The organism is Burkholderia sp. AU32262, from assembly GCF_020419985.1.
Classification (GTDB): Bacteria; Pseudomonadota; Gammaproteobacteria; order Burkholderiales; family Burkholderiaceae; genus Burkholderia; species Burkholderia semiarida.
Window position 1 is genome coordinate 1 of the sequence record NZ_JAIZRS010000012.1, and the last position, 12225, is coordinate 12225.

A 12225-nucleotide genomic window follows, 5' to 3' on the forward strand; every position below is an offset into this window, starting at 1 on the left:
AACGCTCGTCTTCGCTCAGCACCAGTTCCGCCTTCGGTCGTCCCATCGCCATGCTGACGTCTCCCGTTCCGTTGACGTCAACATGCTACGCGAAGATAGACCAGTTAACAACGGAACAGGACACTAGGTCACCGTTCCTTTCTTCAGTTCGTCGATGCACGTGATGCCCGCGCGCCGTTTCGGCCGCAGGAATTTCGGCACCGTGCTCGCCTGGTCAGCACGAACACACCGTTGGCCACCGCCGGCGCGATCGGCGGCACGCCGGCGTCGCTCAACCCGGTCGGCCGAGCGTCGAATCGCGCGGCGTCGGTGACGCGTCCTTTTGTGTTTCGGGGAACTCCGGCATCGGATGCGGCCATCCCGCACTTCCCGATCTCTTCCCGTCCGCATCGGTTTGCCGCCCGTCGAAGGTCGCGATGTGCCGCTTTCCGCCGTCGTGGTCGAATGAGAGAACGGGACCCGCGCGACCGACGCCACGTCGTTCATTCCCGACGCATACGCCGCATGCACAAGCGCGTGCGTATCGAACCGTCAGTCCGGCGCCGTCCCGGTCGATTCGCGCACGACGAGCTCGGGCGCGCCGATCGTATGCACGGCCACGGCCGGCTCGATTCCGTCGATCATGTCGAGCGTCAGCGCGATCGCCCGCGCGGCGATCTGCGCGGTCGGGAACCGCACCGTGGTCAGCGCGGGACGGAACTGGTGGGCGAGCTGGATATCGGTCATGCCGACGACCGACAGATCGGCCGGCACGCGCAGGCCGAGATCGGCGGCGGCCTGCATCGCGCCGATCGCCATCAGGTCGTTGGTCGCGAACAGCGCGGTGAGGCCAGGCTGCTGCCGCAGCAACGCGGCGGCCGCTTCGTAGCCGCCTTCGATCGAGTCGTGCGCCGATACGGTCGTCAGCGCATTCGCGGGGTGGCCGCGTGCCGCGAGTTCGTCGGCGAAACCGCGCAGCCGCACCGACTGCGGACCGCCCGACCCCTTGCCGACGAGCGCGCCGAACGCGCGATGTCGCAGCCCGGACAGATGCGCGGCCGCCAGCGCGCCCGCCGCCGCGAAATCGACGGTCACGCACGGCAGCGAACGCGACGCATGCACGTGTTCCCACATGCACAGCACGATCGATGCGCCGTGACGCGCGATGTCGGCGAGTTCGGCTTCGGCGAGATCGGTGTTCATCACGATCGCACCGGCCGCGAGCGTCCCCGCGATCCGCTCGAGGTAGTTGCGGGTGATCGCCGGATCGTCGTCGGTATTGGACACGAGCAGGTAATGGCCGCGCTTGCGCGCCTCGCGCTCGGCTGCCAGCACGAATTCCGGATAGAACGGGTTCGTGATGTTCGACAGCATCAGCGCGAGCGTCGACGTGCGGCCCTCGGCGAGCGCGCGCGCGGTCAGGTTCGGCCGGTAGCCGAGTTCGCGGATCGCCGCCATCACGCGTTCGACGGTCGCCGGCTTCACCTTCTGCGGATTGCGCAGCACGTTCGAGACGGTCGCCGCCGTGACGTTCGCGCGCTGCGCGACTTGCGCGAGCGTCACCATGCGCGGCCTCCGATCGGCCGGCTGGCGTGATGCAGCGGAAGTGAAGCGGGAGAGTGTCTGCTCATATTCTGGGAGTGCGTCCCACAAGTTGCACGGCGGTAGCCGATACGCTAATTTCTCGATACATCAGAGGAAGGAGACGACATGGTACGGCGAAGCGGGCGAATCGCGCCATCAAAATTTAAGCGTTTAAATTTTCCGATCCGATGCGTGTGACGGACGACAGGAGAGCGCGATGACCGCCATTTCAATGAAGGACGTCTCGAAGCGCTACGGCGACCATGCGCCGGTGCTGCGCGACGTGAACCTCGAGATCGCGTCGCACGAATTCTGCGTGTTTCTCGGTCCGTCGGGCTGCGGAAAATCCACGCTGTTGCGGATGATCGCCGGGCTCGAGGACGTGACCGAGGGCGAGCTGCGGATCGGCGGCGCGCGGATGAACGACACGCCGCCCGCGGCGCGCGGCGTCGCGATGGTGTTCCAGAGCTATGCGCTGTTTCCGCACATGACCGTGTTCGACAACATCGGTTTCGGGTTGCGGATCGCCGGCACGCCGAAGGACGAGATCCGCCGCCGCGTGACCGAGGCCGCGCGTGTGCTGCAGCTCGAAGCGCTGCTCGATCGCAAGCCGAAGGCATTGTCCGGCGGGCAGCGCCAGCGCGTCGCGATCGGCCGTGCGATCGTGCGCGAACCGCGCGTGTTTCTGTTCGACGAGCCGCTGTCGAATCTCGACGCGACGCTGCGCGGCCAGACGCGGGTCGAAATCGCGCGGCTGCACGCGCGCTTCACGCAATCGAGTTCGGTCTACGTCACGCACGACCAGATCGAGGCGATGACGCTGGCCGACCGGATCGTGCTGCTGCATGCGGGCGACGACGTCGCGCGCTTCGGCAGCATCGCGCAGGCCGGTGCGCCGCTCGAGCTGTATCACCGGCCGGCCAACCGCTTCGTCGCGGGCTTCATCGGCTCGCCGCGGATGAACTTCCTGCCGGCAGTCGTCGACGCGGGCGAGGTGCACGGCTGCCGGCTGACGCTGGAAGGCACCGGCGAAACGCTGACGCTGCGCGATCGCGCGTTGCCGCGCCACGTCGGCCGCGGTGCGCGCGTGACGCTCGGGATTCGTCCCGAGCACCTGCTGCTCGCCGCGTCCGGCGATGCCGGCTTGCCGTCGATCGTGCGCGACATCGCGCTCGTCGAGCAGCTCGGCGAAGCCGCATACGTGCATCTCGACCAGCCCGACGGTGTGCCGCTACTCGCTAAATTGCCGGGGCAGGCCGCGTTGCGGCGCGGCGAACGGCATGCGTTTCTCGTGCCGCCGTCGAGTTGCCATCTGTTCGACGAAGCCGGCATCGCGTTGCCGGCCCTTCACGCCGAAGCGGCGTTCGCGTAGCGGCGCCATGCCGACCGGCCGCGTGCGACGCGGCATTCAACACACCAATATCAGGAGACAACGATGAGATTTCGTGCGAGCCGACTGCTGCTTGCCCTGACGACTGCCGCGGCGTGCGCCGCGGGCGCGGCCGACGCGGGCACGCTGAAAGTGAACGTCGCCGCGCGCGGCAACCAGCGCGCGACGTGGCAGGCCGCGTTCGACCGGTTCCGCAAGGCGAATCCGGATATCGACCTGAAGGTCAGCTACGTCGGCGAGGAGGCGTACAAGGTGCAGATGTCCGGCTGGCTCGCGACCGATCCGCCGGACGTGCTGAGCTGGAATAACGGCGAGCGGCTCGCGTATTTCGCGAAGCGTGGGCTGATCGAGGACCTGAGCGCGGACTGGCGGAAGAACGGCTGGAACGACACGTATGCGTCCGTCAGGCAGTCGTCGACCTACGGCGGCAAGCTCTACAGTTTGCCGCTCGGCTATGACGCGTACGGGCTGTTCTATCGCAAGGACCTGTTCGAGAAGGCCGGCATTCACGTCGAGCCGGCCGACTGGCCGCAGTTTCTCGACGCGTGCCGCAAGCTGAAGGCGGCCGGCATCGCGCCGATCGCGGTGGCCGCGCGCGATGCATGGACCCTCGCCGCGTGGTTCGACTACCTCGACCTGCGGATCAACGGCTATGCGTTCCACCAGAAGCTGATGGCCGGCGACGTCGCCTATACCGATCCGCGCGTGCGGGCCGTGTACGCAGCATGGAAGAAGCTGATCGACGACAAGTATTTCATCGACAACGCATTGTCCTACGACGTCGATTCGCTGAGCCCGTTGATCGTCAACGGTCAGGCCGCGATGACGCTGATGGGCACCTGGTATTCGGCAGGACTGCTGAGCGCGACGCGTAACCCGATCAGCTTCTTCCGCTTTCCGGTGATCGACGCGTCGGTGCCGCTTGCCGAGGACGGCCCGGTCAACGTGCTGATCGTGCCGGCGAAAGCGCACAACAAGGCCGATGCGCGACGCTTCCTCGCGTTCATGGGGCAGCCGGCGGTCAGCGGCGAGTTCGCGAAGGGGATGGGGCAACTGCCGTCGAACAACAAGGCGCCGGAGCCGCAGGACCCGATCTCGAAGATCGGATTCCATACGCTCGCGACGACGCCGGGCGGCATCGCGCAGTTCTACGATCGCGACATGACGAAGGAAATGGCGGACGAGGGGATGAAGGCGATGCAGCAGTTCCTGTCCGACCCGACGCAGCTCGATGCGATCCTGCAACGCCTCGAGCAGACGCGCAAGCGCATCTACCGGAAGTAATGCGCCGCGCGGCCGGGCCGGCGAGGATGTCGGCCCGGTGCTGCGTCGTCACCGTCACGTTCGTTTCATCGAAGGTCATCTCATGTCAACCAGCCTGTCCGAAAGCGCCGCGCGCCGCGATGCCGGCCCACGGCGGCCTGCGCGCGCGTCGCTCGCGCGGCGGCGCAATCGCGCGGCCCTGTGGTTCGTGCTGCCGGGTTTCGCGCTCTTCACCGTGTTCGTGCTGTACCCGATCGTCAGCAGCATCTGGCTGAGCTTCCATCAGTGGGACGGGATGACGCCGATGACGTTCGCCGGACTCGACAACTATCGCGAGCTGCTGCAGTCCGATACGTTCACCGTCGCGCTGAAGAACAACGTGTTGTGGCTCGCGCTGTTCCTCGCCGCGCCGCCGCTCGGCCTCGCGCTCGCGCTGTACCTGAACCAGAACGTGTTCGGCATCCGGCTCGTGAAGTCGCTGTTCTTCGCGCCGTTCGTGCTGCCGGGCGTCGTCGTTGGCCTCGTGTTCTCGTGGTTCTACGACCCGACGTTCGGGCTGCTGAAGCTGATCGTCGGGCACGGGATCCCGGTGCTCGGCGATCCGCGCTATGCGACCTACGGTGTGATCGTCGCCGCGCTGTGGCCGCAGATCCCGTTCTGCATGATCCTGTACCTGACCGGGCTCACCGGCATCAACGGCGAGATCGTCGAAGCGGCGCGGATGGAAGGCGCGCGCGGCTTCACGCTGATGTGGCACGTGATCCTGCCGCAACTGCGGCCCGCGACGTTCATGGCGGTCGTGCTGACCGTGATCGGCGCGCTGCGCAGCTTCGACCTGATCTCGGTGATGACGGGCGGCGGCCCGTTCGACAGCTCGACCGTGCTCGCGTACTTCATGGTCGACCAGGCGATCAAGTACTACCGCGAAGGCTATTCGGCCGCGATCGCCGTCGTGCTGTTCGCGATCATGCTCGTCTATATCGTGTGGCAGCTGCGCAAGCTGGTGCGCGTCGAATCGTAAGGATCGCAAATGTATCCGATGCCCGTGTCCCGCTGGGGACGTCCCGCCCGCCTGCTGTACCGGCTGTCGCTGCCGTGTGCGCTCGCGCTGTGGCTCGTGCCGCTGCTCGCGGTGCTCGTCACGTCGATCCGCTCGACCGACGAGATCATGGCAGGTCATTACTGGAGCTGGCCGAAGCAGTTCGCGCTCGTCGACAACTACGGCGCCGCGCTCACGCAGACGCCGATGCTCCACTACTTCGCGAACAGCCTCCTGATCACGGTGCCGTCGGTCGCCGCGTCGATCCTGCTCGCGTCGCTCGCGGGGCACGCGCTCGCGAACTACCGGTTCCGCGGCAATCTCGTGCTGCTCGGGCTGTTCGTCGCCGGCAACTTCGTGCCGATCCAGATCCTGATGATCCCGGTGCGGCAGATCATGCTCGCCGTCGGCCTGTACAACACCGTATGGGCGCTCGTGCTGTTCCACACCGCGTTCCAGACCGGCTTCTGCACGCTGTTCCTGCGCAACTTCATCCGCGAGCTGCCGTTCGAGCTGATCGAGGCCGCGCGCGTCGAGGGCGCGTCCGAGTGGGCGATCTACTGGCGCGTCGTGCTGCCGCTCGTGCGGCCCGCGCTCGCGGCGCTCGCGATCCTCGTGTTCACGTTCGTGTGGAACGACTACTTCTGGGCACTGTGCCTCACGCAAGGCGACGACGCGGCGCCGATCACCGTCGGCGTCGCCGCGCTGAAAGGGCAGTGGACGACCGCCTGGAACATCGTGTCGGCAGGCTCCGTGCTCGCCGCGCTACCGTCGGTGCTGATGTTCTTCGCGATGCAGAAGCACTTCGTCGCAGGGCTCACGTTCGGCGCGACCAAGGGCTGACCCGTCCATCCTCTTTCTCCAAGGAATCCACGATGCACCTCGGCGTTTGCTACTACCCCGAACACTGGCCGCGCGAACAATGGGATCGCGATGCGCGGCGCATGGCCGAACTGGGCCTGACGCGCGTGCGGATCGCCGAATTCGCGTGGAGCCGGATGGAGCCGGAGCCCGGCCGTTACGACTGGGCATGGCTCGACGACGCGATCGACACGCTCGCACGCCAGCAGTTGAAGATCGTACTCGGCACGCCGACCGCCGCGCCGCCGAAGTGGCTCGTCGATCGTCATCCGGAGATTCTGCCGGTGGGTGTCGATGGCGCGGTGTGGCAGTTCGGCTCGCGTCGCCATTACGACATCGCGAGCCCCGTGTATCGCGAGCACTGCGTGCGCATTGCCGACGCGATGGCGCGGCGCTACGGCGCGCATCCGGCGGTGATCGCGTGGCAGACCGACAATGAACTCGGCTGTCACAACACGTTGCCGAGCTATACACAGGCGGCACTCCAGGGTTTCCGCACGTGGCTCGCCACGCGTCATGGCGATATCGACGCGCTGAACCGCGCGTGGGGCAACGTGTTCTGGAGCATGGAATATCGCGGCTTCGACGAGATCGAACTGCCGCGTCATACGCCGACCGACGCGAATCCCGCCCACCTGCTCGACTTCCGGCGCTATCAGTCCGACGAGGTCGCGCGGTTTCATGCCGCGCAGGTCGACGCGATCCGTCCGCACGCGCCGGGTCGCGACGTGCTGCATAACTTCATGGGTTTTTTCGCCGAGTTCGATCATTACGCGTTCGCGCGCGGTGGCCTCGACGTCGCCGCGTGGGACAGCTATCCGGTGCCGCGCACTGAAGTGCTGCCGCTCGATGAAGCGGACAAGCAACGCTGGGCCCGCACCGGGCATCCGGACGTGTCGGCGTTCTCGCACGACCTGTATCGCGGGGTCGGCAACGGCCGGATGTGGGTGATGGAGCAGCAGGCGGGGCCCGTCAACTGGGGGCCTTACAACCCGGTGCCGCACGCGGGCGCGGTGCGGCTGTGGACGTGGGAAGCGTTTGCGCACGGCGCGGAGCTCGTGTCGTATTTCCGGTGGCGGCAGTATCCGCATGCGCAGGAGCAACTGCATTCGGGACTCAACGCGCCGGACGACCGGCTGTCGCCGGGCGGTCACGAAGTGGCGCGCGTCGCACGCGAGATCGCCGCGCTGGATCCCGCGCTCGTCGCCGGCGAGCGTGACACGGCCCGCGTCGCGCTGCTGTTCGACTACGAGGCCGACTGGATGATCCGGATCCAGCCGCACGGCGCCGATTTCGACTATCAACAGCACGTGTTCGATTGGTATCGCGCGCTGCGCGAGCTGGGCCTCGACGTCGATATCGTCGCGGCTGGCGCCGACGTGTCGCGTTATGCGTTCGTCGTCGCGCCGACGCTGCCGGTCGTCACGGATCGCATCGTCGAGCAGGCCGCGAGCGGACACGCCCACTGGCTGTTCGGGCCGCGCACGGGTTCGCGCACCGCGGAATTCGCGATCGCGCCGGGTCTCGCTCCCGGCAAGCTGCGCAACGTGCTACCGGTGCGGATTGGCCAGGTCGAGTCGCTGCGGCCGTCGCTCGCGCCGCGTGTGTCGTTCGACGGCGTCGATGGTCATGCGCTGAAATGGCGCGATCACGTCGATATGGACGCGGCGCCGGGCGTCGACGTACTGGCCGCATGCGACGACGGTGTGCCGGCGCTCGTGCGGCGCGCTCACGTGACGATGGCGACTGCCTGTTTCGATCGGACGCTGTTGCGCGCGATCGTTGCCCGCTGCGCACGCGATGCGGGGTTGCAAGCGTACGCGCTGCCGGACGGTGTGCGGTTGCGTCGACGCGGGCGCGTCACGTTCGCGTTCAACTACGGTGACACGCCATGCATGCTGCCCGCGCCGGGCGGTGCGCGCTTCGTGCTCGGCAGCCGCGACCTCGGCGCGGTCGACGTGGCCGCCTGGGTCGAGCCGGACTGACGCGATGCAGTCGTTGCGGTCGCCGCGGTTGCATTTCGCGCGCCTTGCGGGAATCGCGTACTTCGTGCCGCTTTCCGCGGCGGCGCTGATGCTCGGCGTCGCGATGTCGTTCACCGCGCCGTACCTGTCGCTGTTCGCCGTCGAGGCGGCGGGGATGTCGCCGTTTCTGGCCGGCGTCTTCCTGACGCTGATCGCGGCGAGCGGCGTCGTCGCGAGCACGTGGGCCGGACGCTGGTCCGACCGTCGCGATCGGCACCGGCCGCTGCTCGTGGTGTCGCTCGCGGCTGCCGCGCTCGGCTTTGCGCTGCTGTGCGTGCTGCGCGCGCATGGGCCGGTGATCGCCGCCGGCACGATCCTGCTCGGCGCGGGCGCCGTGTCGCTGTCGCAGATCTTCTCGTTCGCACGCGCGGTGCTGCCCGTCGCCGACGATGCACAGCGCGAGCTTGCATCGGCCGCGCTGCGCACGATGCTGTCGATCGCGTGGGTGTTCGGTCCCGCGCTCGGTGCGCTGATGCTCGCGCAGACGGGTTTTACCGGACTCTTTCTTGCGGCTTCCGCGGGCTTCGTCGCATGCGCGGCGATCGTCGCACGGATTCCGGAGCCGGCGCGGCGGCCCGCGGCCGTGCACGTGCGGGCAATGGATCGCGCCGGGCCACCGCCTGACGATGCGCGTGCGGCGATGGCCGTCGCGCCGCGCGCCAGCGTGCTGCGCACCCTCGTCGCGCTCACGTTGATCGGGCTCGCGGCGAACGCGACGATGATCGTGCTGCCGCTCTATATCGTGCGCGCGCTCGGCGGCACGCCGGCGAACGTGTCGGCCGCGCTCGGGCTGGCCGCGCTGCTCGAGATTCCGATGATGCTGTGGCTCGGCATGCGCTCGACGCGCCTCGACAAGGCGCGCTGGCTGACCGCGTGCGCGCTCGTGCATGCCGCATATTTCATCGGGCTCGCGGCGGTGACGCGCGCGAACCTGATCCTGCCGCTGCAACTGCTGAGCGCATGCGTGGTCGCGATCACGTCGTGTCTCGGGATGACGCGCGTGTGCGACCTGATGCCCACGCGCCCCGGCACCGCGACCGCGATGTTCTTCAGCACGGCGCGGGTCGGCTCGATCGCATCGGGGGTGCTGTCGGGCGCGTGCGTCGATCTGTTCGGCTATCGCGCGACGTTTGCCGGATGCTGCGGGCTCGCGCTCGTGGCGTGCGCGCTGCTCGCCGTGGATGCGTACGGCGAGCGGGGCGGCGCCGACGGTGAGAGCGGTACGGGCAGTGCGCGCCGCGGCTTCGATTCACCGCACTGACGCGGCATGCGCCGGTGCGGTGAAGCAGCGATGCCGTGACGCGTCAGCGCTGCCGGAACGCGTCGAGCGACGGCAGTGCGTGACCGTGGAAATCGAACAGCGTGTTGTTGTCCCATTGGTCGCCCGCACCGAGCTTCCAGCCGACACCCGGCGTCGGAATCCATTCCGGCTCCCACCAGAATACGCCCTTGCCGCGATTGCCCGGCACGCCCTTCACGATATCGACGACCGCCGCGAGGAATTGCGCCTGGCCGGCCGGCGACGGCGGGAAGGTCGTCGATCCGGTGTTCGTCATCGCGTTCGGCTCCGAATCGCCGTCGCTCGTGGTCCACGGATAGGCGGTCTCCACGACGATCAGTTCCTTGTCGTAACGCACCGCGAGATCGTTCGCGTTGTTGCGCAGATCGTCGAGCGCGCCTTGCCATTGCGGGTAGTACGACAGGCCGATCACGTCGAACGCGACGCCGCGCTGCGTCGCGCTGTCGAACCACCAGCGGCTCTTGCCGTTGTCGCCGCCGCTGTCGATGTGCAGCATCACCTTGATGCGCGGATCGACGGCCTTCACCGCGTCGTGGCCGGTTTTCAGCAACTGCGCGAGGTTGTCCCACTGGTCGTAGCGGCCGAGCGGCCACAGCATGCCGCCCGTGATCTCGTTGCCGATCTGCACCCACTCCGGGCGCACGCCGGCGCGTTGCAGCCGGCGCAGCACGTCGGTCGTGTACGCCGACAGCAGCGCGCAGGTTTCGGTCAGGCTCTTGCCGGCCCATGCATGCGGCGGATACTGCTTGCCGGGGTCGGCCCACCAGTCGCTGTAGTGGAAGTCGATCAGGATGCGCATGCCGAGCGCGGCTGCGCGCTGCGCGAGCGCAACGGCGTGCGCGGCATTGTTGTAGCCCGCTGCAGCGCTCTGGTTCGCGGGGAAGAAATCCGGATTGCCGGGATCGTTCCAGACCTTGATCCGGATCGAGTCGACGCCGTGCGCGCGGAGAATCTTCAGGCAGTCGCGCGGCGCGCCGCCGCGGTCGAAGAAGGCCGCGCCATGCGCTTCGAGTTCCGGCAACGTCGAGATGTCGGCCCCCATCGCGAATGGGCTCGCCGCCGCACGGCGCGGGGCGGGTTGTGCGAAGGCGGGCAGCGGGCCAGCCAGGTCGAGGCACGCAAGCGCCGCGCTCGACATGCTCCAGCGCAGCATCGATCGTCTGTTCATCGTCATCCTCCGTGTGATGGACCCCGTCGGACGCGGGGTCGGCTTCTGAGTGTTTAAGCGCTTAAATTTTGACCCGCGATACGAGGTCGAATGGAGCGTAGCGCACCTGTCGCCGCCGATGCAAAGAACGCACGCGTTGCCTACTATCTGGCGCGCGCCGTCGCGCACCACTCCTCATCGCAGCGCGGCCCGACGCGTGGAACGGTTGGCGCGGACGCGGCCGTCGGCATGCATCCGGCATCGCACCGCGGTCAGCGTGGTCACCGCGATCAGCGAGCGCGCGGCATGCGCGCCGCGCTACGACCGGTCGCGATTCCGGGCGCGCGTCGCGCCCGTGATGACCGCGATGCCGAACAGGATGACGGCCACGATCTCGATGACGTACTGCGCGACATGCAGCGTCATCAAACCCCAGGCGACGCCGCCGATGAAAATGATCCATCCCACCAGATAGATAAGCAGGGTCATCGCTTTTCTCCTTGCAGTGTTGGCCCCATGGCGCCGGTTACCGGTCATGCAAGATTTACCGGGCGCACACGGCGGGCGCGATGAAGGGCGCGAGCCGGGAGAACCGGAGCATATTGCGCGCCCGCCCACGCGGTGCCCGGACGGCGTGCCCGATGCCCGCGGCGCGCCGAGCATTTCATTCGGTTACCGCATCATGCGCATGCAGTCCGAGCCGCGCCATCAGCCGCCCGGCATCGAACGGCGCCTGCGTTTTCGTGTCGTTGTCGAAATAACAGTAGACGTCGCGCGTCTGCGCACGCGGCGGTTGCAGCGCCGGTGCGGCGAGGCGCGCATCGTCGGGCTGCGTGCCCCGGCTCCACGCTTCGATTCTGCGCGCCCATCGTTCGAGCGCCGCATCGGCGTATTCGCCCGAATACTTCGTTTCGGTGCCGTGCAGCCGGATGTAGACGAACCGCGCGCTCAGATCCTCGAACTGCGGCCACGCCTCGGTCGAATCCGACACGACGAGCGCCACCTTGTGGCGGCGCAGCAGCTTCACGAACGCCGGGTCCACGAAGCTGTCGTGGCGGACTTCCACCGCATGACGCAACGGCCGCTTGCGGTCGATCCGCAAATACGGCTCGCGCACCCGCCCGTCGTGCCGGCGGACGAGTGCGAGCGCGGCTTCCGTGTCGGGCGGCAGCAGGCTCAGGAAGCGCTCCATGTGCGCCGGGTCGAACCGCAGCGACGGCGGGAACTGCCACAGCAGCGGCCCGAGTTTCTCCTTCAGCGCGAACAAGCCCTGAGCGAAAAAATTCGCGCACGCGATCGTGGCCGTTTCGTCGCGAAAGCGGAGCATGTGCGTCAGGTAGCGCGAGCCTTTCACGCTGAAAACGAATCCGGGCGGCGTATCGGCATACCAGCGCCGCCAACTGTCGGGCGCTTGCAGGCTGTAGTGCGTGCCGTTGATCTCGATCGTCTGCATCCGGCCCGACGCGTACCGCAGCTCGGCCGCCTGCTTCAGGTCGTCCGGATAGAACGTGCCCCGCCAGCCCGCGTAGCGCCAGCCCGAAATGCCGATGTGAATTTTGCCGGATGTGCGTGTCACGTCGATGCCCGGCTGCGCCGGGGTGCCTGATGCGATCGCGGCGATGCGCAAGATGCGTGCCG

Annotated in this window: 10 protein-coding genes; 6 read left to right on the plus strand and 4 right to left on the minus strand. The window is 67.6% G+C overall.

Annotation, left to right across the window (positions count from 1 at the left end; translation table 11 throughout):
- Window positions 1-531: 531 nt before the first annotated feature.
- Entirely contained in the window at window positions 532-1545 is a 1014-nt protein-coding gene (locus LGN10_RS16020) for a LacI family DNA-binding transcriptional regulator (RefSeq protein ID WP_226224218.1), read from the minus strand.
- Window positions 1546-1780: 235 nt separating this feature from the next.
- Here LGN10_RS16020 and LGN10_RS16025 point away from each other — a divergent pair, with 235 nt between their 5' ends.
- The 6 genes from LGN10_RS16025 (at window position 1781) to LGN10_RS16050 (ending at window position 9401) form a co-directional block, all read left to right on the plus strand.
- A complete protein-coding gene (locus LGN10_RS16025; RefSeq protein ID WP_226224220.1) occupies window positions 1781-2935 on the plus strand; it encodes an ABC transporter ATP-binding protein in 1155 nt (384 codons plus the stop codon).
- A 63-nt stretch (window positions 2936-2998) separates the two neighbouring features.
- Window positions 2999-4237, plus strand: a complete 1239-nt coding sequence (locus LGN10_RS16030; RefSeq protein ID WP_226224222.1) for an ABC transporter substrate-binding protein — start codon at window positions 2999-3001, stop codon at window positions 4235-4237.
- An 82-nt stretch (window positions 4238-4319) separates the two neighbouring features.
- A complete protein-coding gene (locus tag LGN10_RS16035) occupies window positions 4320-5237 on the plus strand; it encodes a carbohydrate ABC transporter permease (RefSeq protein ID WP_226224224.1) in 918 nt (305 codons plus the stop codon).
- Window positions 5238-5246: 9 nt separating this feature from the next.
- A complete protein-coding gene (locus LGN10_RS16040) occupies window positions 5247-6098 on the plus strand; it encodes a carbohydrate ABC transporter permease (RefSeq protein WP_059577686.1) in 852 nt (283 codons plus the stop codon).
- Between the two features lie 32 nt (window positions 6099-6130).
- Complete coding sequence (locus tag LGN10_RS16045) at window positions 6131-8101, plus strand: beta-galactosidase (protein ID WP_226224226.1); 1971 nt, start codon at window positions 6131-6133, stop codon at window positions 8099-8101.
- 4 nt (window positions 8102-8105) lie between these two features.
- Window positions 8106-9401, plus strand: coding sequence for a sugar efflux transporter (locus LGN10_RS16050; protein WP_226224228.1), 1296 nt, complete (start codon window positions 8106-8108; stop codon window positions 9399-9401).
- 43 nt (window positions 9402-9444) lie between these two features.
- Here LGN10_RS16050 and LGN10_RS16055 read toward each other — a convergent pair whose 3' ends face one another.
- The 3 genes from LGN10_RS16055 to LGN10_RS16065 all read right to left on the minus strand — a co-directional run bounded on the left by LGN10_RS16055 (window position 9445) and on the right by LGN10_RS16065 (window position 12163).
- A complete protein-coding gene (locus LGN10_RS16055) occupies window positions 9445-10608 on the minus strand; it encodes an arabinogalactan endo-beta-1,4-galactanase (protein WP_059578019.1) in 1164 nt (387 codons plus the stop codon).
- 297 nt (window positions 10609-10905) lie between these two features.
- The gene (locus LGN10_RS16060) at window positions 10906-11076 is read right to left on the minus strand and encodes a hypothetical protein (protein ID WP_167351632.1); all 171 of its coding nucleotides are present in this window, start codon (window positions 11074-11076) and stop codon (window positions 10906-10908) included.
- 175 nt (window positions 11077-11251) lie between these two features.
- Window positions 11252-12163 carry a DUF72 domain-containing protein gene (locus LGN10_RS16065; RefSeq protein ID WP_226224230.1) on the minus strand — a complete coding sequence of 304 codons (912 nt, stop codon included), beginning with the start codon at window positions 12161-12163 and terminating at the stop codon, window positions 11252-11254.
- Between the last annotated feature and the right edge of the window lie 62 nt (window positions 12164-12225).